The sequence below is a fragment of the Pararhizobium gei genome, assembly GCF_029223885.1.
GTDB classification, from domain to species: Bacteria; Pseudomonadota; Alphaproteobacteria; order Rhizobiales; family Rhizobiaceae; genus Pararhizobium; species Pararhizobium gei.
Window position 1 is genome coordinate 3,313,600 of the sequence record NZ_CP119409.1, and the last position, 23,930, is coordinate 3,337,529.

General features: G+C 60.1%; 18 protein-coding genes. 13 read left to right on the plus strand and 5 right to left on the minus strand.

Annotation, left to right across the window (positions count from 1 at the left end; all coding sequences use genetic code 11):
• Positions 1–33 precede the first annotated feature (33 nt).
• Both PY308_RS16100 and PY308_RS16105 read left to right on the plus strand, forming a co-directional pair.
• Positions 34–1,197, plus strand: coding sequence for a dihydrodipicolinate synthase family protein (locus tag PY308_RS16100; protein ID WP_275784466.1), 1,164 nt, complete (start codon positions 34–36; stop codon positions 1,195–1,197).
• Between the two features lie 119 nt (positions 1,198–1,316).
• Positions 1,317–2,180, plus strand: a complete 864-nt coding sequence (locus tag PY308_RS16105) for an FkbM family methyltransferase (RefSeq protein WP_275784467.1) — start codon at positions 1,317–1,319, stop codon at positions 2,178–2,180.
• Positions 2,181–2,197: 17 nt separating this feature from the next.
• Here PY308_RS16105 and PY308_RS16110 read toward each other — a convergent pair whose 3' ends face one another.
• On the minus strand, positions 2,198–2,680 hold the full coding sequence (locus tag PY308_RS16110; RefSeq protein ID WP_275784469.1) for a class I SAM-dependent methyltransferase: 483 nt from the start codon (positions 2,678–2,680) through the stop codon (positions 2,198–2,200).
• Positions 2,681–2,838: 158 nt separating this feature from the next.
• Between PY308_RS16110 and PY308_RS16115 the strand changes: the two genes are divergently transcribed.
• Entirely contained in the window at positions 2,839–4,011 is a 1,173-nt protein-coding gene (locus tag PY308_RS16115; RefSeq protein ID WP_275784472.1) for a DUF3095 domain-containing protein, read from the plus strand.
• Here PY308_RS16115 and PY308_RS16120 read toward each other — a convergent pair.
• Positions 4,001–5,344, minus strand: coding sequence for a nucleotide sugar dehydrogenase (locus tag PY308_RS16120; RefSeq protein ID WP_275784475.1), 1,344 nt, complete (start codon positions 5,342–5,344; stop codon positions 4,001–4,003). The two genes, PY308_RS16115 and PY308_RS16120, sit on opposite strands and share 11 nt — an antisense overlap.
• Positions 5,345–5,767: 423 nt before the next feature.
• On the opposite strand from PY308_RS16120, the gene PY308_RS16125 reads away from it, so the two are divergent.
• The 9 genes from PY308_RS16125 to PY308_RS16165 all read left to right on the plus strand — a co-directional run bounded on the left by PY308_RS16125 (position 5,768) and on the right by PY308_RS16165 (position 19,111).
• On the plus strand, positions 5,768–7,663 hold the full coding sequence (locus PY308_RS16125) for a dipeptide ABC transporter ATP-binding protein (protein WP_275784476.1): 1,896 nt from the start codon (positions 5,768–5,770) through the stop codon (positions 7,661–7,663).
• Positions 7,660–9,561, plus strand: coding sequence for an ABC transporter substrate-binding protein (locus tag PY308_RS16130; protein ID WP_275784478.1), 1,902 nt, complete (start codon positions 7,660–7,662; stop codon positions 9,559–9,561). The genes PY308_RS16125 and PY308_RS16130 overlap by 4 nt, the downstream gene beginning before the upstream one ends.
• 2 nt (positions 9,562–9,563) lie before the next feature.
• The gene (locus tag PY308_RS16135; protein WP_275784479.1) at positions 9,564–10,562 is read left to right on the plus strand and encodes an ABC transporter permease; all 999 of its coding nucleotides are present in this window, start codon (positions 9,564–9,566) and stop codon (positions 10,560–10,562) included.
• The gene (locus PY308_RS16140; protein WP_275784481.1) at positions 10,559–11,734 is read left to right on the plus strand and encodes an ABC transporter permease; all 1,176 of its coding nucleotides are present in this window, start codon (positions 10,559–10,561) and stop codon (positions 11,732–11,734) included. Before PY308_RS16135 ends, PY308_RS16140 begins: the two co-directional genes overlap by 4 nt.
• 61 nt (positions 11,735–11,795) lie before the next feature.
• A complete protein-coding gene (locus PY308_RS16145) occupies positions 11,796–13,004 on the plus strand; it encodes a glycosyltransferase family protein (protein ID WP_275784483.1) in 1,209 nt (402 codons plus the stop codon).
• Between the two features lie 7 nt (positions 13,005–13,011).
• Complete coding sequence (locus tag PY308_RS16150) at positions 13,012–14,256, plus strand: glycosyltransferase family 4 protein (protein WP_275784485.1); 1,245 nt, start codon at positions 13,012–13,014, stop codon at positions 14,254–14,256.
• The gene (locus PY308_RS16155) at positions 14,253–15,401 is read left to right on the plus strand and encodes a glycosyltransferase family protein (RefSeq protein WP_275784486.1); all 1,149 of its coding nucleotides are present in this window, start codon (positions 14,253–14,255) and stop codon (positions 15,399–15,401) included. The genes PY308_RS16150 and PY308_RS16155 overlap by 4 nt, the downstream gene beginning before the upstream one ends.
• 411 nt (positions 15,402–15,812) lie before the next feature.
• On the plus strand, positions 15,813–18,530 hold the full coding sequence (locus PY308_RS16160; protein ID WP_275784488.1) for an ABC transporter transmembrane domain-containing protein: 2,718 nt from the start codon (positions 15,813–15,815) through the stop codon (positions 18,528–18,530).
• A gap of 119 nt (positions 18,531–18,649) precedes the next feature.
• The gene (locus PY308_RS16165) at positions 18,650–19,111 is read left to right on the plus strand and encodes a cyclic nucleotide-binding domain-containing protein (protein WP_275791167.1); all 462 of its coding nucleotides are present in this window, start codon (positions 18,650–18,652) and stop codon (positions 19,109–19,111) included.
• 45 nt (positions 19,112–19,156) lie between these two features.
• On the opposite strand, the gene PY308_RS16170 is transcribed toward PY308_RS16165, so the two are convergent.
• A complete protein-coding gene (locus tag PY308_RS16170) occupies positions 19,157–20,962 on the minus strand; it encodes a metallophosphoesterase family protein (protein ID WP_275784491.1) in 1,806 nt (601 codons plus the stop codon).
• Positions 20,963–21,175: 213 nt separating this feature from the next.
• Between PY308_RS16170 and PY308_RS16175 the strand changes: the two genes are divergently transcribed.
• Entirely contained in the window at positions 21,176–22,006 is an 831-nt protein-coding gene (locus PY308_RS16175) for an MBL fold metallo-hydrolase (RefSeq protein ID WP_275784492.1), read from the plus strand.
• On the opposite strand, the gene PY308_RS16180 is transcribed toward PY308_RS16175, so the two are convergent.
• Entirely contained in the window at positions 22,003–22,746 is a 744-nt protein-coding gene (locus PY308_RS16180; protein ID WP_275784494.1) for a polysaccharide deacetylase family protein, read from the minus strand. The genes PY308_RS16175 and PY308_RS16180 overlap by 4 nt on opposite strands.
• On the minus strand, positions 22,739–23,842 hold the full coding sequence (locus PY308_RS16185; RefSeq protein ID WP_275784495.1) for a glycosyltransferase family 4 protein: 1,104 nt from the start codon (positions 23,840–23,842) through the stop codon (positions 22,739–22,741). Before PY308_RS16185 ends, PY308_RS16180 begins: the two co-directional genes overlap by 8 nt.
• Between the last annotated feature and the right edge of the window lie 88 nt (positions 23,843–23,930).

Below are 23,930 nucleotides of genomic sequence, written 5' to 3' on the forward strand. Positions count from 1 at the left end.
TTATCTGACGTCTGTCATTGCGAGGAGGACCCCATGACAATTACCCTGCCGCTTCCGCGCGCCGATGGAAGTGTTGAGCCCTACCGTCTGACAGGCTCTCCGATCGCCCGCCCGTCAGCCACTCCCCGCTTCAATCGCATTGCCTACGCGGCGGCGCATGTCGTGTCGGACCCGTTGCGCGACGTGACGCCGTGGGGCCAGCCAGCGATCGACTGGGACACGACACTCGCCTTTCGCCACCATCTCTGGAGCCTGGGGTTCAGGATTGCCGAAGCGATGGATACGGCGCAGCGCGGCATGGGGGTCGATTGGGCCGGCGCGCAGGAGTTGATCCGCCGCTCGCTGGTGGAAGCGCGCACCGTTGCAGGCGCCGACCTCGCCTGCGGCGCCGGCACGGACCATCTTGCACCGGCAGATGCAAAATCGCTTGATGACGTCATCAAAGCCTATGAGACCCAGATCGGCTACGTCGAAAAATGCGGCGGCCGCGCGATCATGATGGCCAGCCGGGCACTCGCACGGATCGCTACATCGCCGGACGATTATCGCCATGTCTATGGCCATATCCTGCGCCAGACCAGGGACAAGGTGGTGCTGCACTGGCTGGGCGATATGTTCGACCCACAACTCAAGAGCTATTGGGGGTCCGAAGATTTCGAAACTGCGCTCGCGACGGTGCTGTCGATTATCGAGGACAACAGGTCGAAGGTCGAAGGCATCAAGATCTCGCTGCTCGACAATGCTTGCGAGGTCGCGCTGCGCAACCGCCTGACCGACGGCGTGCTTTGCTTCACCGGCGACGACTTCAACTATGCCGAACTGATCGAAGGCGACGGCAAAAAATACAGCCACGCTTTGCTCGGCATTTTCGATGCCGTGGCGCCGTCCGCCTCAAAGGCGCTGGCCTCACTGGCGACCGGCGACATCGACACCTTCCGCAGCGTGATAGAGCCGACAGTCCCGCTGTCGCGAAAGATATTCGAGGCACCGACGCAATATTACAAGGCCGGCGTGGTCTTTCTCGCCTGGCTGAACGGCCACCAGAAACACTTCACCATGCCCGCCGGCATGCAGTCGGCTCGCGGCATGGTGCATTATGCCGATATATTCCGGCTCGCCGACCAGGCGAATGTGCTGGATCGTCCGGACCTCGCTGTGGAACGAATGAAGGCGTTCCTCGTCACCCAGGGATTTTGAGACCAGGCGACCGGCGCTCGACCAAGGCTGCAAACGGCGTTCCAACTCCAAGAAAATCCTTCATTTCCGCATCGAACTCGTATTGAAGAGGGCAGCACACCGAAGGAGCGACTGAGGGCATGGCTGCAATGGAAAATTGGAAGCGCCGGCTGCGCAAATGGCGCAACCGGACGGCTCGGCGGCTGCTCAATACACGCATAGGCCGGGACATGCTCGTCAATTCAGTAAGCCCGAGCATCCTGACCATGACGGCGGACTGCGGCGATCACCGGATGACGTTTTCGCCGCATGATTACATCGGCCGCAAGATTTATCGCAAAGGCCATTTCGAGCGCGAAAATGTCGAGCGCCTTCTCGCCGTGCTGCACCGGCGCTGCCTCTTGCCTGACGGCACAGTGCTTCTTGAACTGGGAGGCAATATCGGCACCCAGACACTCTATTTCGCACTGAGCGGCGCTTTCCGCCGCATCCTCACGGTCGAGCCGGACCCCCGCAATTTCGCCCTGCTGCAAACCAATATCGGCCAGAACGGATTTGGGGAGCAGATCACGGCGATCAACACTGCTGCGGGCGAAAGCGAGGGCACGCTGGATTTCTTCCTCAACCGCGACAACCATGGAAAAAGCAGCGCGATCCGGCAGAGCGACAGCGATATTGCAACAACCGTCCCGGTTCGGCCGGTCACTGACATTCTGGACGAGGCGGGCGTAAGACCTGATGATATCGGGTTGATCTGGATGGACATCGAGGGATATGAGCCGGTGGCCATCCGCTCCATGACGCCGCTGCTTCAGCGTCGCACCCCCTTCTATATGGAATTTTCGCCGGTCTTTTACGGCCCCGAGGGAACACGGGCCTTTATCGGCCACCTCGCCCGGTTCTATGAAGACTGCATTGTCTTTTTCGAGGACCGGGAGGTGGAAATGAAGGTGACCGCCCTGCCCGCCGACGAACCGCAATTCGACGTTCTCTTTTTTCCCTGACGGCAGGGCTGTTCGTGTCAGCGCCTGCGATAGAAGTAGGTGCGTCCGGGCTCGGCCCCCGCGGGCAAGGGCAGTGGCTCAAGGTCGGCGTGCTCGAGCGGCAGACCGCTGGCGGCGACACCGCCCTGATCCAGCGCCGCGGCGACCGACTGAGGAAGCCAGGTCAGCGTCACCGCATCTTTTTCCGGATAGGCCGTGCCGATATCGGCGTGAACGAAGGCAACCATCCGGCCTGCGAATTGCCGGATGGTCTCCTTGATATCGCCAAGCACCATATCGGCCTCCGGCGGCGTCGAGGCAGGATGGGCGCCGACGGCGCGATCGAAGGCTAAGATCCGGTTGCTCGGAAACAGTTCGCGAATATGATCGTAGGTTCGGCCATTGCCGAGCCCGACTTCCAGAATGACCCCATCCGGCGGGATCATCGCTTCTGTCCGGATGTGATTGAGAACGGCGCGCTGCGATTGCATGCGGGAAATAAAACTGTCGAGGCGGCTCATTGCGTGCTGTCCATCCATTCCGGAACCCGTGACGTTCAAGTGGCTTAACACGGCCCCGCGTCCAAGGTCGACCATAGGATATCGACGGAGGCCAAGAATTCACCCGGCCGGCATCTATGGGACGTGCTTGCGCCTTGTCGATATGCTAGCGTCGCCACATGAACGCCAGCGAAACATTTTTCAACACCCTCCCCGTCTTTCTGGAATTCGAGGGCGTTACCGATGTCGAAAACTACAAGCCGCTTCCGGCCGACTGGGCGCTTGCAACGGCTGACATCGTCGATTCCACCGGAGCGATCGAGGCAGGCCGTTATAAAGCCGTGAACATGGCCGGTGCCAGCGTGATCTCGGCGATCCTCAACGCGCTCGGCAAGCACGATCTTCCGTTTGTCTTCGGCGGTGACGGCGCCCTCGTTGCCGTGCCGCCCTCCGCTGTCGAAGCTGCCCGGGACGCCCTGTCGGCTGTGCAGTTATGGGTGAGACAGGAACTGCAATTGACGTTGCGTGCAGCGCTCGTTCCGGTGGCCGACGTCAATGCTGCGGGGCTCGAGGTTCGCGTCGCCCGCTTTCAGGTCAACCCGAACATTTCCTATGCCATGTTTGCCGGCGGCGGATCGAGTTGGGCGGAGGCGCGGATGAAGGAAGGGCTCTACGCCGTGCCGCCCGCAGCAGACGGCGCGCAACCGGACCTGACCGGCCTTTCCTGCCGCTGGAACCCGATCCAGTCCCGCCACGGCGACATCGTCTCGATCATCGCTGTACCGGGCGCCTCCGGCACCGGCGAGGCTTTCCGCACGCTGATTTCCAACATCGTGGCGATTGCCGCCGAAGAGGAGCGCGCCGGTCACCCGGTTGCGGCCGAAGGTCCTCAGCTTGGTCTTTCGCCCGCAGGTCTGGCGACGGAAACGAAGACGGTTCCAAAGGGGAAGCAGTTCAGGCAGCGGCTGTTCATCCTCGCGCAATATCTGCTCACGGTTGGCCTCTTTCGCCTTGGAATGACGCTCGGGCGGTTCGATCCGAAGGAATACCGCCGCGATGTCGCCCGCAACACCGATTTCCGGAAATTCGACGACGGCCTGAAGATGACCATCGACGTCGATCCGCAGCGTCTTCAGAAAATCCAGACCCTTCTCGAGAAGGCTGCCAGCGCCGGCATCACCCGCTACGGGCTGCACCGACAGGATTCTGCATTGATGACCTGCATCGTGCCCACGCCGCTCAGCCACGACCACATGCATTTTATCGACGGCGCCGCGGGAGGCTACGCGATGGCGGCCAGCCGCCTGAAGAAACAGACCCCCGGCACCCACGCTTCAGCGCTTACGCCTTGACGATCTTGCCACCCGTTATTCCACGGCGCGCAAAAACATTGCGCGTGTCGACGATCAGCGGCGACCAGCGGGCCAGCGACGCATAGTCCACGGTATCATGGTCGGTAGCGATGAGTACGGCGTCGAACGACGCCACCGACGGCTCGTCGAGCGCCACGGATTGCCGGCCCTTGAGCGCCATATATTCCCGCGTGCGCGGGATTTCTGCCACATGAGGATCGTGATAGCAGGCGCTTCCGCCACGTTCCTCGATCAGTTCGATCAGTTTGAGAGAGGGACTTTCGCGGATATCCGGCACGTTTTTCTTGTAGGCGAGGCCGACAACCAGAACGCGCGAGCGGCTGAGCGCTTTGCCGCAATGGACATCGAGCGCTTCTGCCAGCCGTCCGACAACGTGGCGCGGCATGGCCGAATTGATCTCGCCAGCCAGTTCGATGAACCGGGTCGGCAACTCGAATTCCCGTGATTTCCAGGTAAGATAGAAAGGATCGATCGGAATGCAGTGGCCGCCCAACCCCGGCCCCGGGTAGAAGGGCATATAGCCGAAGGGCTTGGTCTTGGCCGCATCCACCACTTCCCATATGTCGATACCCATGGCCTCGTAGACGACCTTCAGTTCGTTGACGAGCGCGATGTTGACAGCGCGAAAGATGTTTTCCGTCAGCTTGACGGCCTCGGCGGTCGCGGTCGAGGATACGGGAACGACGGTATCGACTGCGAGGCTGTAGAAGGCCTCCATCAGTCTTGCCGCATCCGCGCCATCACCGGCCACGATCTTCGGAATGCTGGACGTGTGGAAATCCCGGTTGCCGGGATCCTCGCGCTCCGGCGAAAAGCCGAGGAAGAAATCCTGTCCCGGGGTCAACCCGGTTTTTTCGAGAATCGGCCGCACCACCTCGTCGGTCGTTCCGGGATAGGTGGTGGATTCCAGCACCACCAGTTGTCCCGGCCGCAGTGTCTCGGCAATGGTCGCGCAGGTTCGGGTAATGTAGGAAAGGTCCGGCTCGCGATATTTTGTCAGAGGGGTGGGAACGCAGATGACGATGATATCGCAGGCGGCGAGGCCGGAGAATTCCGTCGTCGCACGAAAACGCCCTGCCCCGGTCTCGGCTCGCAGAACGGTATCCGGCACTGCCTCGATATAGGAACGACCGGCATCGATATCGACGATCTTTTGCGGATCGATGTCGAAGCCGGTAACCGTCAAACCACCACGGGCGACGGTCATCGCCAGGGGCAAGCCGACATAGCCTAAACCGATGATGCCGGCATGCGCGGTCTTGTCTGTGATCTTGGAGAGCAGGATTTCGCTGGAGGAGGAAAGAACGGTCAAGGCAGAATTCCCGGCGGATCGTGCGCATCAGCGGCTTTGAAGAATGCGGGTCAGTTGAGGATAAATTTCGCGGGTGTCAAGCAAGACGCTCAACCTGCCTCCTCGATCTCCGCCGCAGGCGCGCTGTCTTTCGCAGCCTTTGGAACAAAAAAAACGGCCGCACGGCGCGCTTTGCGGAACAAGTCGGACGCTTTGGCGGTTTGTTGCGATTGGCGGGAGCAATCTCCAAGTGCGTGCCGCGATCCTCTTCGAAAGATTGGCATTTCGCCTTGAGGACATGGAACAGCAGAACGCATTTTAGCCATTGTAGGTCATGGACAGGTGAAATGCCGTGCGATAGTCTTTTTCTGAAGAAGACCGGCCACAGGCCGAAAAATAAGCGGCCGTGACGTATAGCTGCCGGAAACAGGGAAATGTGCTGGCATGAATTCAGGCGCGGACCTGCTGCGAATTGAAGATCTGAGTATCTCGTTCGCGATGCTCGGCGGGCAGATTGATGCCGTGCGCAAGGCCAGCCTTCGCGTCATGCCCGGCAAGGTTACCGCCCTGGTCGGAGAATCCGGCTCCGGCAAATCCGTCATCAGCCAGGCCGTCATGGGTATTCTGCCAAAAACTGCCAGCACCAGCGGCCGCATCCTGTTCTGCGACCCCGCAGCATCTTCCACGCCGGTCGATCTTTTGCGCCTGCCGCGTGACGGAAAAGAAATCCGCCATTTGCGCGGCAATCGCATCGGCAAGATCTTTCAGGAGCCGATGACATCGCTCTCGCCGCTGCATACCATCGGCAACCAGATCAGCGAATCCCTGACAATTCACACTCCCATGACGCGCAGCGAACGGCGCGAGCGGACCGAGGAGATGCTTGGCCTTGTCGGCTTCGCAAAGCCGGCGCGCGCCTTCGACATGTACTCGTTCGAACTTTCGGGCGGCATGCGCCAGCGCGCCATGATCGCCATGGCGCTGATCTGCAACCCCTCGCTGCTGATCGCCGACGAGCCGACGACGGCGCTTGACGTCACCATCCAGGCGCAGATCCTGCAGCTTTTGCGCGGCCTGCAGACCAAGCTGAACATGGCGATGCTTCTGATCACCCATGATCTCGGCGTGGTGGCCAATGTCGCCGACGAAGTGGTGGTGATCTATCATGGCGAGATCATGGAAGCCGGTCCCGTCGAAACCATCTTTCGCAATCCATCGCACCCTTATCTCAAGGGATTGATGGCGGCGGTTCCACATTTCGACATGAAACCCGGAGAACGGCTGAAGGCGCTGCGCGACGTGCCCGTCAATACCGGTATGCTGCTCGGCAAGAAGAAGCTTGCGGCCGAACCCGGCAAAGCCGGTGTCCTTCTGTCTGTCCGCGATATCAGCAAGACTTTCACGACACGCAAATCCAGCTGGTTCAAAAGTGAAGCGGCGACAGCGACCAAGGCGGTCGACAGTGTGAGCTTCGACATCATGCGCGGCGAATGCCTGGGTCTCGTCGGCGAAAGCGGCTGCGGCAAGACGACCGTCAGCAAGATCCTGATGCGGGCCGTCACCCCTGATCAGGGCACAATCGTCCTGAACAGCAGCGACGGGCCGATCGACGTCCTGAATGCCGAGGGCAATGATCTTCAGACGTTGCGAACTCGGGTGCAGATGGTTTTCCAGGATCCGGTCTCCTCCCTGTCGCCACGCATGACGGTGCAGAACATTCTCAGCGAGCCGCTCGAAATCCACGGTCGCGGCAGCAGCAAGACACGCGCCGAAACCGTGAAGGCGCTGCTCAAGGCGATTGGCCTGCACGAGCGCCACCTCAACCGCTATCCGCACAGTTTCTCCGGTGGGCAGCGCCAGCGGATTGGAATTGCGAGGGCGCTGGCGCTCGGGCCGGATCTTCTGATCTGTGATGAGCCCGTTTCCGCGCTCGACGTTTCCGTGCAGGCGCAGATCCTCAACTTGTTGAAAGATCTGCAAAAAGAACTCGGACTGACCTATCTGTTCATCTCCCACAATCTTGCGGTGGTCGATTATATGGCGGACCGGATCGCGGTGATGTGCGGCGGACGGATCGTCGAGATCGCGCCACGCGAGACGCTGATGCGCGCACCGGTCCATCCCTATACGAAGTCTCTTCTTGCCGCAGTTCCCTTCCCCGATCTCGATCGGCCGCTGGACTTTGCTGCACTCAATCCGAGCGGTGCAGCCGACAAACGCAGCTGGGGACGGCATTTTTCCAACGAGGGAGACGAGGACGCCCTGGCGACCGCCGACCTCGGCAACGGACATCTGGTTCTGGCGCGACGCGGCGCCGATGCAAGGGAGTTGCAGCCATGATTACACGGCGAATGACCCTCGGTATGCTGGCCTCGGCCTTTTTGCCCGGCACGAGCCGCGCGGCCCCCGAACCCGATTACCTCAGGCCCTATCTGCGCGCCCAGACGCTGCCCGTTCTGAGCGACCGGATTCCGAAGAACCCGCGCCGAGTGAATCTCGCTGCCATGGGCCGCGAGCCCGGCGCGTATGGCGGCACGGCGCGCATGGTGATCGGCAGTCAGAAAGACATCCGCATGATGACGATCAACGGCTATGCCCGCTTGGTCGGTTACGATGAGCATCTGAATTTCCAACCGGATATCCTCGAAAGCTACGAGGTTCAGGAAGGCCGGATTTTCACCTTCAGGATCAGGGATGGCCACCGCTGGTCGAACGGCAGTTATCTGACGGCGGAAGATTTCCGCTATACATGGGAAGACGTCATTCTCAACAAGGAACTGCGCAAGGGCGGCGTTCAACGGGAGTTGCTGGCCGATGGCGAGCCGCCGGTCTTCGAGGTGATTGACGACCTGACGGTGCGGTACAGCTGGGCTGCTCCCAACCCGGATTTTCTGCCCGGACTGGCCGCTGCCTCTCCGGTGGTTATCCTGCTGCCGTCAGCCTATATGCGACACTTTCATAAGAACTATCAGGACAATTTCCGTCTTTCGGCCCTGATGAAGCAGTATCGCGCCAAGAAATGGACGGACCTGCACATCAAGATGTCCCGGCAATACCGTCCGGAAAATCCTGAGCTTCCCTCCCTCGATCCTTGGGTAAACCGGACTGCGCCGCCCGCCGAGCAGTTCATTTTCGAGCGCAACCCGTTCTTTCACCGGGTGGACGAAAACGGCCTGCAGCTTCCCTATATCGATCGCTTCGTCCTCAACATCAGCTCGGCGGAGATCATTGCCGCCAAGACTGGCGCCGGCGAGAGTGACCTGCAATCCACCGGCGTCGATTTCGTCGATTATGCCTTCTTCAAGGATGCCGAGAAGCGTTATCCAGTCAAAGTGAACCTGTGGAAACGCACGCAAGGGTCGCGCGTCGCCCTGCTGCCGAACCTGAATTGCGGTGACGCGGTCTGGCGCAAGCTGTTCTGGGATGTCCGCGTCCGGCGCGCGCTGTCCCTCGCAATCGACAGGCATGAAATCAACATGGTCAGCTTTTACGGGCTGGGCAAGGAAAGCGCCGATACCGTTCTTCCTGACAGCCCCCTGTTCAAGCCCGAATATGCGGCAGCCTGGTCCAGCCACGATCCCGATCAAGCCAACGCCCTGCTGGACGAGGTGGGCCTCATAGAGAGGAACAGCGATGGTGTCCGCCTGCTTCCCGATGGCAGGGAGGCCAAGATCGTCATAGAGACCGCCGGCGAAAGCACGCTGGAGACCGATGTCCTGGAATTGATCAAGGACCATTGGAGCAAGATCGGCTTCTCGCTTTTCGTAAAAACCTCCCAGCGCGACGTGTTCCGCAGCCGTGCGATGGGCGGCGACATCATGATGTCGATGTGGACCGGCATCGAGAACGGGGTGCCGACCGCCGACATGAACCCCGCCCAGCTTGCCCCAAGCGCCGACGATCAGTTGCAGTGGCCGGTCTGGGGCATGCACTACCTTTCGATAGGCCAGAACGGTCACGCGCCGGAGCTGCCCGAAGCGACGCAACTGGTTGAATTGCTCAAGCAATGGCGCAGGACCGTGGATACGCAGGGACGCACGGCCATCTGGCACCAGATGCTGAACATCTACACGCAGAACGTCTTTTCCATCGGCATCGTCAATTCGACGCTGCAGCCGGTGCTGCATTCGTCGCGCATGCGCAACGTTCCCGAAAAAGGCCTATACGGTTTCGAACCCACCTGTTACCTCGGTGTCTATATGCCGGACACGTTCTGGTATAGCAGCGAGGTCAGCTAAGCATGGTTCGGTACATTTTCTGGCGTGTTCTGGCGATGATCCCGACCCTGCTGGTTATTTCGGCGCTGGTCTTCCTGATTATCGAATTGCCGCCGGGCGATTATTTCGAGAGCTATATTTCCGAACTGCGCGCGCAGGGCGAAGCGGTCGATATGGCCGAGATCGAGGAACTGCGCGCCCAGTACGGCTTCGACCAACCGCCGGTCCTTCGCTATTTTCACTGGGTCGCCGGCATGACGCAGGGCGACTTCGGATATTCCTTCGAATACCAGCTACCGGTGAACGAGGTCGTCGGCGACCGGCTCTGGCTCACCGTTCTCGTCTCCTTCGTCACCATTCTCTTCACATGGCTCATCGCCTTCCCCATCGGCATCTATTCGGCGACCCATCAATACAGCTGGGGCGATTACGGGCTGACATTCCTCGGGCTGATTGGCATTGCCATCCCCAACTTCATGTTCGCTCTGATCCTGATGTATTTCGCCAATATCTGGTTCGGAACCTCCATCGGCCACCTGATGGACCAGAAATATCTGGCCGAGCCGATGAGCTGGGAAAAAGCCAAGTCGATCCTCGAACATCTCTGGATCCCGGTGCTGATCATCGGTACTGCCGGCACTGCCGGCATGATCCGGCGGTTGCGCGCCAATCTGCTTGACGAGCTGCAGAAACAATATGTCGTGACGGCGCGTGCCAAGGGGCTCCACCCGTTCCGGGCGCTGGTCAAATATCCGCTGCGCATGGCGCTGAACTTCTTCATTTCCGACATCGGTTCGATCCTGCCGGCGATCATCTCCGGCGCCGAAATCACCGCGATCGTCCTGTCTCTCGAAACAACCGGGCCGATGCTGATCAAGGCGCTCCAGAGCCAGGATATGTATCTGGCCGGATCCTTCCTGATGTTCCTGGCTTTTTTGACCGTGATCGGGGTCCTGGTGTCGGATATCGCGCTTGCGCTGCTCGATCCCCGCATCAGATTGCAAGGCGGTAGCACCAAGTGACGGCATCCCTCCCCGAACCCGGCGCACCCTTGGCGCACTACGTTTCCGCGGCGCCCTTCGATCCGCACTCCATAGACGTGATGAGCGAGGAACAGACCCGCGTCAATCAGGCGTCGCAAACGCGGCTGATGTGGTGGAAATTCAGGAAACACCGCCTGGCGGTGTTCTCGCTCTATTTCCTCGGCCTGCTCTACGCGGCAATGGTCATCGTCGAGTTTCTGGCGCCCTACAATCTGCATACCCGCAACGTCGATTACATTCACGCGCCGCCGCAGCGGATTCACCTTTTCCATGAGGGCAGTCTGGTGGGACCGTTCGTCTACGGGCGGAGCATGAACCTCGAAATGGATACGTTGCGCCGCGTCTATACCGAAGACAAAAACAAGGTCGAGCCGCTCCGCTTCTTTTGCAGCGGCGACCCCTACATGTTCTGGGGCCTCGTTAAAGCCGATACGCATCTCGTCTGTCCGGCCAAGGACGGCGAACTCTTCCTGCTCGGAACAGACCGGCTCGGCCGCGACGTCCTGTCGCGCATCATGTACGGCGCGCGGATCTCGCTGACCATCGGCCTGCTCGGCATCACCATGAGCTTCGTGCTCGGCATCGTCATCGGTGGCCTTGCCGGCTATCACGGCGGCGTCTTCGATCTCATCGTGCAGCGCATCATCGAGGTTCTGCAGTCCATTCCGAGCATTCCGCTTTGGATGGCGCTCGCCGCGATCATGCCCGTGACTTGGAGCCCGATCCTCATTTATCTCGGCATCACAGCAATCCTCGGCATGCTGGACTGGACGGGGCTTGCGCGCGCCGTGCGCTCGAAGCTTCTCGCCCTGCGTGAAGAGGATTATGTTCTCGCGGCACAGCTCATGGGCGCCGGGTCAGGCCGCATCATCGGCCGTCACCTCGTGCCGGGCTTCATGTCTCACCTGATCGCCACGGCCACCATGTCCATTCCGGGCATGATCCTCGGCGAAACGGCACTGAGCTTCCTCGGCCTTGGCCTTCGGCCGCCGATCACCAGCTGGGGCATTCTCCTGACGGAAGCCCGCAGCGTCAGCGTCATTGCTTTTTATCCCTGGCTGCTGTTTCCAACGATACCGGTGATCCTCGTGATTCTGGCGTTCAATTTTCTGGGCGACGGACTTCGCGATGCGGCCGATCCCTACAAGTGAAGTGGAACACATCAATGTTCAGGACGACGGGCAACGTGAGAGGAGACAAGGGGCTCCGATCATGACGCGCAGGATCGAGGATGCCCACATCCTGATGTACAGCCACGACACGTTCGGTCTCGGCCATCTCCGGCGATGCCGGGCAATTGCGCATTCGCTTGTCGAGGATTATCGCGGCGTCAACATCCTGATCATATCCGGCGCGACCATCGCCGGCGCCTTCGACTATCGGGCGCGGGTCGACTTCATGAAGATTCCGAGCGTCATCAAGCTGCGCAATGGCGAATATACATCGATGGACCGGCATATCGACCTTCACGAGACGCTGAAGATGCGCAGGTCGCTCATCCGCCACACGGCAGAGACCTTCCAGCCGGACATCTTCATTGTCGACAAGGAGCCGATGGGCCTGCAGGGCGAGGTCGAGGAAACGCTCGCCTATCTGAAGAAACAAGGCACCACTCTGGTTCTGGGGCTGCGCGAAGTCATGGATGCCCCGCATCTGCTGGATGCGGAGTGGAAGCGCAATGACGTAATGCGCAAGATCGACCGGTATTACGACAGCATCTGGGTCTACGGACCGCCGGATTTCTACGATCCGCTCATCGGTCTGGAGGTGCCCCCCGGCGTTCGTTCGAAGATGGATTTCGTCGGCTTCCTCCAGAGGAGCGTCTCTCAGGACATGATCTCCGAGCACAAACCGAAGGACGATTATATTCTGGTCACCACCGGCGGCGGCGGCGACGGTTCGGACCTTATCCACGACGTCATCGACGCCTATCAGGAAGACGTGACGCTGACGCATAAATCACTGATTGTGCTTGGGCCCTACATGCCCGCCAAGCAACGTCACAAGCTCATCACGAAATGCGCGAAAATCCCCTATGTGGAGGTCATCGAATTCGACAACCACATGGAGGAACTGATCGCCGGGGCGAAGGCAGTTGTGGCAATGGGCGGGTATAACACCTATTGCGAAATCCTGTCGTTTGACAAGCCGGCTCTCATCGTTCCGCGGGTCATGCCACGCGAGGAACAACTGATCCGCGCCAGCCGCGCGCAGGAACTGGGGCTGGTCGATATGCTTCTACCCGAGGAAGCACGCGACCCACGTCGCTTTGCCGCCGCCCTCAAGTCCCTGCCCGACCGCCCCCGCCCCTCGCAGAGCGCTGCCGGCATGACCCTTGAGGGGCTCGCCAACATCTCCCAGATTGTGGGCGAATGGCTGGGCCGGCGCAGCCAGGAACCCTTAAGCGCGGTGCAGGGATGATCCGGCTTTGACCACGCGGCGCAAGATCGTCGTCGTTCTGAAGGGATATCCGCGCCTGTCGGAAACCTTCATTGCGCAGGAATTGCTCGGGCTCGAAAAAGCCGGTTTCGAGCTTGTCCTCGTTGCGCTGCGCCGCCCGACGGATACCAAGCGTCACCCCGTCCATGACGAGATCAAAGCCCCGGTCCACTATCTCCCGGAATACCTGCACGATGAGCCGGCTCGGGTCGCGAAGGCGCTTATCCATGGCATCGTCAAGCCTGGCTTCTGGCGCGCGCTGGGTGCCTTCCTGCCGGATCTTCTTCGCGATGTGACGCCGAACCGGTTCCGCCGCTTCGGGCAGGCCTTGGTGCTTGCGCACGAATGGCCGGCAGGCGGCGGATGGTTGCACGCCCATTTCATCCACACGCCCGCCTCAGTCGCCCGCTATGCAAGCCTGATGACCGCTATCCCCTTTACCTGTTCGGCCCATGCGAAAGACATTTGGACCTCTTCGGACTGGGAGCTTGCCGGCAAGCTCGCGGGGTCCCGCTGGACGGTGACCTGTACCCAGTCGGGATATGACCATCTGCGTCATCTGGCACCGGACGGAACCCGCGTCCATCTGAGCTATCACGGCCTTGACCTGACCCGGTTCAGTCCATTTGACGGTGCGCGTCCGGCATTCGATGGCTCTCGCGCGCATGAACCGGTAACGATCCTGAGCGTCGGACGCGCTGTCGAAAAGAAGGGATACGACATTCTCCTGCGGGCACTGAGCTTGCTGCCTCCGGCTCTCCACTGGCGGTTCGAGCATATCGGGGGCGGCGAGAAGCTCGCAAAGCTTCAGGCGCTCGCCACGGAACTCGGCATCGCAGACAGGATCGTCTGGCATGGGGCCCTGTCGCAAAAGGAGGTGCTGCAGCGCTATCGCAGCGCGGAGATCTTCGCGCTCGCCTGCCGGATTACAGCGGATGGTGATCGTGACGGGCTGCCCAATGTCCTTGTCGAGGCTTCAAGCCAGGGTCTCGTCTGCGTGTCCACCGGCATTTCGGGCGTTCCCGAACTGCTGACGGACGGCGAGAACGGCTATGTGGTGCCGCCGGAATCGCCCGAGGCCTTTTCCGAAGCTCTCGCGGCGGCCATTCGCGATCCCGCGGCTCGCCGGAGGCTTGGCGCTGCAGCGGAGCAAAAAGTCCGCGGCAATTTCGATCATCACACCAGCATCCGGCAACTGAAGGAACTGTTCGAGACGGAATGGAAAGCTTCATGACGACCAGGCCTGTCAAAGCGGCACCACGTGTCTTTTTCTATGTCCAGCATCTGCTCGGCATCGGTCATCTGGCCCGTGCAAGCCGCATAGCCGAAGCGCTGGCGCAACACGGCTGCGAGGTCACGGTCGTCACGGGCGGAACACCGGTCAAGGGTTTTCCGGGACCGCAGGTGCATCACGTTGCCCTTCCTCCCATCGTCGCCGGAACGAAAGGCTTTTCAGAGCTCGCCGACATGGACGGCAATCCGGTCGATGACGCTTTCAAGGATCATCGCCGGGATCTCCTGCTCTCCGCCTTTCGCCAGAACGCCCCGGATATCGTCATGATCGAAGCCTTTCCGTTCGGTCGCCGCCAGGTCCGCTTCGAGCTCCTGCCGCTGCTCGACGAAATTGCCGGCATGACGGAGCGCCCGCTTGTCGTAACGTCTTTGCGCGATATCCTGCAGGAGCGCGCCAAACCTGGGCGTGATGAAGAAACCGTGGCGCTCATCCAGCGCTATTTCGATCATGTGCTTGTCCACGGAGATCCCGACTTCGCCCGTTTGGAAGAGACCTTTCCGCTGGCGGCGGAGATCGCCGGCAAGGTGATTTATACCGGACTTGTCGCCGCCCCGCCGCCCGGGCAACCGACCGAGCGTTTCGACGTCGTCGTTTCCGCTGGCGGCGGCGCAGTCGGCAATAGCCTCATCCGTGCGGCACTCGAGGCGGGGAGATCCTTCGACAGCCGATTGTCCTTCGCGCTCATCACCGGCCCGAACCTCCCCCAGGCAGATTTCGATGCTATTTCCACGGATGCGCCTCCTCATATCGGCGTCTTCCGTTTCCGTGCGGATTTCGCCAGCCTGCTTGCCGGCGCAAAACTCTCTGTCTCGCAGGCGGGCTATAATACGGTTTGCGACACCCTGAGAGCTGGCTGCCGGTCGTTGCTCATCCCCTTCACGGCAGGCGGCGAGACGGAGCAGACAGTCAGGGCCGAACGGCTCGAAAAACTCGGTCTGGCGCATGTGCTGACGGAGGAAACCCTCTCGCCGGACACGATGCGAGAGGCAATCGAGGTTGCTCTCTCGGCCACCGACAGGCCTTCCCACAAGCTCGACCTCAACGGAGCCCTCAGAACGGCGGAAATCCTGCATCGCCTCGCCTGAAGGGTCTATACGGGGACTTTCAAACGGCTTGCTGCGTAACCATATGGTTGTTCAATCGTCTTTTTTGGAACGCGCGAGGAGCGTCTTTGAAATTGCCTGACAGCATAAGCGCTCCTATTTTGAGTTGCTCTTCACCAACACAAAACATCAACATTACCTATCCGTGCCAATCTCTTGTCTCCGCATCGTTTACCGGTGGTTTTGGCCCATCGCCTGCTGTAGTCTGGACTTTTCCAGGGGGGCAAGGAATGCAACTGAGCCTGAAACATGCCGTCTCCGCATCCCGATCCTTCGGGGTGACGGGCAACAAGCAACCTCCTGCAGGCCGCGATCTGGTCAACGGTCCGCGATCCTATGCCAGCCGTAACCTCTCCCTTTCCAACACCTGCTTCCCGGTCTGTTGACGTCCCCATGGAAAAACGCCTCTCCCGCTACATCTGGACCCATACGCGCGGCCAGCAGCTCTGGATTCTGCTCGTCGTCGCCGTTTCCATGGTTCCGTATTTCCTGTCGTTCGATTTGCCGAAGCAGATCGTCAATGGCCCGATCCAGGGGGAAGGTTTCGACCGGCCCGGTGCTACGCAGACCTTCATGAACATCAGCTTCGATCTGCCCTGGCTGGGTACGGTGTCGCTTTACGACGGCATCGACCTGACCCGGATGCAGACGCTGTTTGCGCTCAGCATGGTCTTCCTCATCCTGGTGATCATCAACGGGCTTTTCAAATTCTACATCAATACCTACAAGGGCCGCCTCGGCGAGCGACTGTTGCGGCGCATCCGGTTCGAGTTGGTCGATCGCATTCTCCGGTTCCCGCCAAACCAGTTCAAGCGGATGAAGGGCGCGGAAGTCTCCAGCATGGTCAAGGATGAGGTCGAGCCGCTTGGCGGCTTTACCGGCGATGCTTTTGTTCAACCGGCAATGCTTGGCGGACAGGCGCTGACGGCCCTCATCTTCATTTTCATCCAGAACGCCTGGCTTGGCCTGATCGCTGCGCTGATGGTCGGCGTTCAGGCAGTGATCATTCCGCGCATGCGCCGCCGTTTGCTCGTGCTCGGACGCGAAAGACAGATCACCGCGCGCGAGCTTGCCGGCCGCGTCAGCGAAATCGTCGACGGCATCGGCACCATCCACTCCTTCGACACGTCCAACTACGAGCGTGCCGATATCGCCTCGCGGCTCGGCCGCATCTACAAGATCCGCTATGACCTCTATCAGTGGAAATTTCTGGTCAAGTTCATCAACAATTTCCTCGCCCAGCTCACGCCGTTTCTCTTCTATTGTATCGGCGGTTATCTGGCGCTTCAGGGTCGCCTCGACATTGGCCAACTCGTCGCCGTCATCAGCGCCTATAAGGATCTGCCCGGGCCGCTCAAGGATCTGATCGACTGGGACCAAACCCGCCAGGACGTTCAGGTCAAATATGTGCAAGTGGTCGAGCAGTTCAGCGTCGATCAAACGATGGATCCTGCAGTTCAGGCTATTGCCATCGGCACCGCCGGTGTGCTGGCCACTCCGCTGGCCGCGGTCAACCTGTCGGTGGCGGACGACAGCGGCGCCAAGCTTCTCGATCGCGTGTCGGTCCAGCTCAACCCCGGAGAAACGATAGCGATCATCGGGGGTGCTGCCAGCGGCGGCGACATGCTGGCGGAAGCCCTGGGCCGCGTGACATGGCCCGAGAGCGGCAAGATCACCGCCGGTGGCGACGATATTCTGACGCTGCCTGAAAGTGTCACGGGCCGGGCCATCTCCTATGTTTCCGCAGATGCGTATTTCTTCTACGGCAGCCTGCGCGACAACCTGCTTTACGGGCTCAAGCACGCACCCCTAAAAGACTTTCCCTATAAGGGCAGCGATGCCGCACACCGCAAATGGGAAATCGGAGAAGCCAAGCTGGCGGGCAATCCGGACCATGACGTGAAAAGTGACTGGATCGATTATAAGGCCGCCGATGCGACCGACCGGGAGGACCTGTTCACGCCCGTGCTGTCCGTGCTCGACACGGTGCAGTTGTCGAAGGATATCCTCGACCTCGCATTGCGCAGCACGGTTTCCCCCAAGGATTATCCTGGCCTTGCGCAGGGGATCGTTGAAATGCGGCATGCACTTCGAGAAGAACTCGATGAGGCGGGTCTGCGCAGTCTCGTCGTCGCATTCGAGCCCGGCGCCTACAATACCGAAGCCACAGTCGGCGAAAACCTGTTGTTCGGCACGGCGACCGGCCCGGGACTAATGGGCAAGGCAATAGGAAAGAACGTCTATTTCCGCTCGGTCGTCCGGGAGAGCGGGCTTGACCGCATCATGTTCGACATGGGCTACAGCATTGCTGAAAACGCTGTCGAGCTTTTTGCCGACCTGCCGGCCGATCATCCCTTCTTCCAGCAACTCACCTTCATGACGGCAGATGATATTCCTGAATATCAGATGCTGCTGCAGAAACTGAAAGGAAGGGGCTTCGAAGCCGCTTCCGAAGACGAGCGCGGTGCGATCATCCGACTCAGCTTCCGCTATATCGAACCTCGGCATCGCTTCGGTCTTTTGACCGACGAACTGATGGCCAAGATCGTCGATGTGCGACGGCAGTTTCACGAAGGCCTGCCTGAGGAGATGCGCGGAGATATCGAGCGCTACGATCCGGAACACTATCTGGCATCGGCGAGCCTCATGGACAATATCCTGTTCGGGCGCATCAGCCACAAGCATTCGGACGGCTCCAAGCGTATCCGATCTATCGTCAGCTCGCTCCTGAACTCCCTCGGTCTTCTTGAGCAGGTCATCGACATCGGTCTCGACTTCAATCTCGGGGCCGGCGGCCGGCGGTTGACCGCAGTCCAGCGACAGAAGCTCAATCTGGCGCGTGCACTTGTGCGAAATTCGGATTATTACATCTTCAACAGGCCGTTGCCGGGCCTCGACCATCGCCTGCAGGATGAAATAGTTCACGACGTCCTCAAGTTGGTTCGCCGCAACGGTCGCAACCCGGCTGTTATCTGGGTCCTTTCGAACACCACGCTGTCAAACCTGTTCGACCGGGTTCTGGTTTTCGATCGGGGGATGCTCGTGGAAGATGGCGCGCCTGATGTACTGGCCGAGAATAACGGTATCTTTAAAGAGCTTGTGTCATCATAATGTCGAAGGCAAAGTCCATGTGTCGGCACGAAATGGACAGTGAACAGCCTTCAAACCGCGATATGTGACATGACAGGCACTTTGACCGGAAGGGAGGAAGCAGGAGAATGGGCACGGAAATGCTTCTGAAAGACGAAGTCCAAATGCTGCGGCGTGTGCCGCTTTTTTCCAATGTCGAGCCAGGCAAGCTGAAGCTGCTCGCGTTCACGTCCGATCGCGTGAGCTACAGACCCGGCGAGGCGATCTTTCATCAGGGCGACACGGGCGACGCGGCCTATGTGGTACTCGACGGCAAGGCCGACATTCTCGTCGATTCCGCCTCGGGTCCAATCAAGATCGCGGAGGTCGAGCGAAACTCGATCGTCGGCGAAATCGCCATTCTCTGCGATGTCTCGCGAACCGCCACCGTGCAGACCACCACGCCGCTGGAAGCGCTGCGCATCCGCAAGGATCATTTCCTCAAGCTGCTGACTGATTTTCCCGAGATCACCATTGAGATCATGCGCGTGCTGGCAGACCGGCTCAGCAACACGACGAGCGAACTCACCGAAGCCCGCAGCCGCATCCGGCAGGCGGAATAGAAAAGGGACAGTGCGAACACGCCGGATTGCAGCATGCATCGCTTGCTAAGCCTGCGCTCCAGTCTCCGACAGCACGCCGGTCGTCGCTTCAATAGCAAGGACCGCTCCAGTCACGCGGTTCACGCGAAAATTCCGGGACGGCAAGCCATCGAGATATTTCTCCAACATCCGGAACACCAATGAAATTTGGTGTTGCACACTTTGCTGATCCAGCCACTCGCGTTCTGCGTAGAGAGTGCTGACAGCCCGGTAAAGCGCCATCCGACCCTTGCCGATCCAGTCCAGTGCAAGCTCGCTTCCCATCCGCAAACGGTACCAATCAGCGAGAAAATCAACGGCCGGAATGACCGACAGCGCCGCCGGTTCTGCCCCTGCGGCACTCAGGCTTTGAAGCAGGCCATGGCGCTCGCGAACCGTTGAGAGTGCCTTGAAAACTTCCTCGGTGGGGATTGGCTCTTCGATGAACGCCAGGATAGCCAGATCCGAAAGATTAGCCGCGCGAAAAAATTCCGCCAGATCTTTCGGCCAATCGCGCTTCAAATAGCGACGGCTTGTCAGATGCCCCAAATGCGCGGAGAGAAAGGAACCATAGTCCGTTGCTTCCATCATCGCTCCGGACTTCAAGCCAGAATGGGCGATCTCGCGCTGATAGCTTTTCCGAAGCAAAGGGCTGAGTTGCATGTCCCCAAGATCGACCGTCTCGACGTCGATCGTATCCGTCCCTATGGACACGATCTTGTAGGCAGCGGGAAAGGCCACCAGCGACGGTACCGCGATATTGACAAGAACACGGTCGCCCGTCCGATGCCGCGCCGTATCGTTGACATGCAGATGCCCGCTGAAGTGAACATCAAGCCCGGCTTCGCTCAGAGCGTTAGCGACGGCCGGGCCGGGAATGCGCTCGGACATGCCGGTGCGGCCAAGCAAGGCAATCTCGTCGTCCGCCGTTTCATCAAGCGGGTCGATGACCGGATAGTGCGAAAAAGCGAGAACGACCTTTCCAAGATGGCGCGCGCGCCTCGTCACGTCCCTGATCCAGTCGAATATGAAGGGCTTGTGCCTCAGCATGGCATTCCATCCAGCGCCCGTGCTGTCGGCAAGATCCCCCGGCTGGCCAACAGGAACGCGATCTACAGGCACGAAGACATTGGCATCGATCATCAGCAGCCAGACACCTGCGAAAGGTTCGATGAGATAGGATGCGTCCATCAGCCTGCGCAGCGTTCTCCCGTCCGGCGAGCGAACATCGTACATCCGCCCGCCCGGATCGCCGTCCGCTCCGAACGGTGTTTCCCAGTGAAGGTCGCCTGCCGTCGGGAAAAATCCGCACCGCGCCATGATGTCGAGGCCGTCCGGGTAACCTCTGCAATACATCGCCTCGCTGACCTCGATGGACCGCGCCGAAGGATCACGCAAAGCCGGATCGCTGCTGACCACGCAGTAGCCGCCGTCGGCATCAAGAACGCGTTTGCTCCGGTGCCGTCCCTGCACGCCAAAGATATCGTGATTGCCAACGGTGGCATAAAACCGCATTCCGAAGCGTTTGCTGTAGGTCTCGAGGACCTGTTCAACGCCCCGCACCGTCTCAATCTGCCCGTCATCCGAATAATCACCCAGGAGAACGACATGGCGAATACCGCGCTGGGCAATGCTATCGAGCGTGCGATGCAAAGCTGCATGGCTCTCGTTGAAAACCCGCGTCGAGCGGGCGGTGTCGGCGAGAAGACGCAGCGTCAGGCGGCGACCGTCGCGTTGCAGCCCCTCGAAACCGTAGTCGCCATAAATGTCGTGAAAATGCGCGTCGGCGACAACCGCGATGAGAGGCGGCCGGCTGGGCTCTATGGTGTCCATGGTCCGTCAAATCCTGAAACCGGATTCATTTGCTGCCGTCTCTGCCATATGTGGAAATAAAAAGCGAACTGCGCCCTCGCTTAACCCATGCAGTTTGGCTAACATGGCGGAAATGAGGCTTGGCAAAGGTCTCGAAAAAAGACGACCTTAAGAAATTGATGAGATATTTGCACAACAGGTGGCCATCACCTTGATCGTGGCTGCAGCAAGAGAGTGTACGAAAACGTGTTTCGGGTACGGTTTTGGGGAGTGCGCGGCAGCCTCCCGGTCTCGGGGGCCGAGTTCCAGCACTATGGCGGCAATACGATCTGCATCGAGATGCAATGTGGACCGCATCGATTGCTGTTCGACGCCGGCTCTGGTTTGATGCCGGCCGGTCAGGCTCTCAAGGCAGCAGGTGTTGCCGATTTCAATCTCTTCTTCACGCACTGTCATTACGACCACATTGTCGGCCTGCCCTATCTGCCGGCCCTGTTCGATCCGAGCGCTGCGGTAACGCTATGGTCGGGACATCTGGCAGGGCGCATGTCGACGCGTCAGATGATCGGCGAATTCATGCGGCCGCCGTGGTTTCCGGTCGAGCCGGATATCTGCCGCGCTGCCATCAATTGCCGCGACTTCCGCTCCGGCGACGTCCTTGCTCCCTATCCGGGCGTCGCGATCCGAACTGCGAGCCTCAACCACCCCGGCGGGGCTATCGGTTACCGCGTGGAGTGGGGTGGCCGTGCCGTTGCGCTTGTCACAGACACGGAGCACCGGCCGGGAACGCTCGATCCGGCTGTGCTCGATCTCATCGACGGCACCGATCTCTTTCTGTATGACTGCATGTATACCGATAGCGAAATGCCGGTTCATGTCGGCTACGGGCACTCCTCCTGGCAGCAGGCTATACGCCTCGCCCGCGCCGCCCGCGCCAGGAAAGTGGCCTTCATTCATCACTCGCCTTTGCGCACCGATCCGGAACTCGATGCGATCCACCAGGCGGCTTCTGCCGAATTCGACGGTGCCTTTGCGGCCCGCGACGGCCAACTGATCGAGCTTTAAGAAAGATCCAGGAGATCGGCCACCCTGCACCAGTGACAGGCGGGATGACCGGCAGTGACGCCAAACAAGGCCTCAAGGAAGTCCCAGACGGTCTTGTCGTGCACCAGATGATGCGTCAGCAACCCCATCGATCCGCCGTTATCAAACATGTACCGCAAACGCACGATTGTTTCCTGCGCGAGCGCTGCCGGGTCGCGTCCGCCGCGCGTCCCGTGCCAATCCATTACATCGACATGGCAGTTGACCAGCGGCACAGGAGAGGGTTTTTCCGAGCCGTAGACTGACAGCGCTTTGAAGCCGGCATCGGCAAGATGTGGAAGAAGGGCGGCATCGATCCGGTTCCAGGGCGGCACGAGCAGCGGTACGAAACGTTTTCCGTGCAGGTATAAGAGATAGTCAAAGCCACGCTTCAGTTCATCCATCACCTCGGGCGCCGGCCGGTGTGCCCCAAGTTCCTGTTTCTTTTCTCCAGCACCGGCATGGTTGTCGTGTGACCACCCGTGAACGGCGACGCTGGTTGAACCTTCCTCCTCCAGCCGCCGCGCCAGGGCATTTCCTGTATGCGCGGGGATGATGGCCAGGGTCACGGGTACGGAATAACGCCCGGTCACATTCAGAAGCTGGTCGAGAGGCGCACTCGGCTCCGTCGCATCGTCGTCGCGCAGCCAGAAATGCGCCACTTTGCCTGCATCGGCCCAGCGATCCAGTTCCTTGGTCAGCAGGTGCATTTCGTTACTCATTCCCAGCTGATCCTGTCACATACCTGGCCAGAATAGCGCCGAGCCGTTCGGATGCCCCATCGAAGGAACGCTGCTCAATGACGAAACGGCGGGCCGCCGCTGCAAACTCCAGCCGCATGGCGTCTTCCGTCAACAACTGCGCGATAGCTGCGGAATAGGCGGCGACGTCTCCCGGCGGCGTCATCAACCCCGTCTTCCCATGCGCCACGACCTCAGGTACGCCGGCGATTGCCTGGGCAACCACAGGCACACCGGCCGCCTGCGCCTCCAGATAGGCAAGTCCGTAAGCCTCGCCGCAACCTGGCCAGACATAGAGCGCGCTTTCGGAAAGAAGAGCAGCAATCTCTGCCGGCGTCCTTTCCCCGTGCCAGCGGATACGCTCGTCCTCGAAGCCGGAAAAAAGGCTGCGAACCTCATCTCTGCGTGGCCCGTCGCCGACGATAGAGAGGCGCCATGGCCGATCGGCGATCCGCGTCAGCGCCTCCGCCAGCATGGCATAGCTCTTCATCTTGTCGCCGGGCCGCATCATCGCCACTGTCACCAAATGTCCCGGTTGCGGCGCAGGCTGCCGTATAAGAAATTGAGCCGGATCAATGAAGGGAGAAAGCCGTGCAAGGCGGGCATCCGGCGCCGCAATCGCAAGTCCGTCCAGATCCCGCTCTGTCATGCAGATATTGACGGCCGCGCCCTTGACCGCCTCAAGCACAACAGCCTGCCGCTCCGCCCACCCCGCCGCATTCCGCCGCGACGAATAGGAGGCTTCCGCCGTGACATATTTCAGCCCGAACTGCCGGGCGAGCGCCGGACCGAGAAGATCCGGCGCCTTGTAGTAGGGGTGGTAGCAAAACCAGACATCCGGAGCGCCCGTCTCACGCCAGAGCACTGCCAGACGCCGCCTCTCCGCATACGCAGCGTTCGAAACATCCGCCATCGCAGATGGGTCCGGTTCCGAAACAAAAGCCCGAAGTTCCGAGGCAAGCTCGACCACATGCCCTGCCTTCTCGAGCGCCGCCATCAGTTGCCGCGCCATGAGTCTGTCACCGGACGGCACCGGGTGACGCGGCGATTTCAAAGGGCAATAGAATGCAATCTTCATGATCCGTTGTATTAGATGATGGAACAGCCAAAGCAAACGGTGCAGATCGTCCTTTGGCTGCATCGCGGAGGCCATTGCTTCAGTCAAA

What these genes read in the sequence shown, in the direction of transcription:
- PY308_RS16100 (WP_275784466.1), top strand. Translation starts at nt 34, where the DNA reads ATGACAATTACCCTGCCGCTTCCGCGCGCCGATGGAAGTGTTGAGCCC.
- PY308_RS16105 (WP_275784467.1), top strand. Translation starts at nt 1,317, where the DNA reads ATGGCTGCAATGGAAAATTGGAAGCGCCGGCTGCGCAAATGGCGCAAC.
- PY308_RS16110 (WP_275784469.1), bottom strand. Translation starts at nt 2,680, where the DNA reads ATGAGCCGCCTCGACAGTTTTATTTCCCGCATGCAATCGCAGCGCGCC.
- PY308_RS16115 (WP_275784472.1), top strand. Translation starts at nt 2,839, where the DNA reads ATGAACGCCAGCGAAACATTTTTCAACACCCTCCCCGTCTTTCTGGAA.
- PY308_RS16125 (WP_275784476.1), top strand. Translation starts at nt 5,768, where the DNA reads ATGAATTCAGGCGCGGACCTGCTGCGAATTGAAGATCTGAGTATCTCG.
- PY308_RS16130 (WP_275784478.1), top strand. Translation starts at nt 7,660, where the DNA reads ATGATTACACGGCGAATGACCCTCGGTATGCTGGCCTCGGCCTTTTTG.
- PY308_RS16135 (WP_275784479.1), top strand. Translation starts at nt 9,564, where the DNA reads ATGGTTCGGTACATTTTCTGGCGTGTTCTGGCGATGATCCCGACCCTG.
- PY308_RS16145 (WP_275784483.1), top strand. Translation starts at nt 11,796, where the DNA reads ATGACGCGCAGGATCGAGGATGCCCACATCCTGATGTACAGCCACGAC.
- PY308_RS16155 (WP_275784486.1), top strand. Translation starts at nt 14,253, where the DNA reads ATGACGACCAGGCCTGTCAAAGCGGCACCACGTGTCTTTTTCTATGTC.
- PY308_RS16160 (WP_275784488.1), top strand. Translation starts at nt 15,813, where the DNA reads ATGGAAAAACGCCTCTCCCGCTACATCTGGACCCATACGCGCGGCCAG.
- PY308_RS16165 (WP_275791167.1), top strand. Translation starts at nt 18,650, where the DNA reads ATGCTTCTGAAAGACGAAGTCCAAATGCTGCGGCGTGTGCCGCTTTTT.
- PY308_RS16170 (WP_275784491.1), bottom strand. Translation starts at nt 20,962, where the DNA reads ATGGACACCATAGAGCCCAGCCGGCCGCCTCTCATCGCGGTTGTCGCC.
- PY308_RS16180 (WP_275784494.1), bottom strand. Translation starts at nt 22,746, where the DNA reads ATGAGTAACGAAATGCACCTGCTGACCAAGGAACTGGATCGCTGGGCC.
- PY308_RS16185 (WP_275784495.1), bottom strand. Translation starts at nt 23,842, where the DNA reads ATGAAGATTGCATTCTATTGCCCTTTGAAATCGCCGCGTCACCCGGTG.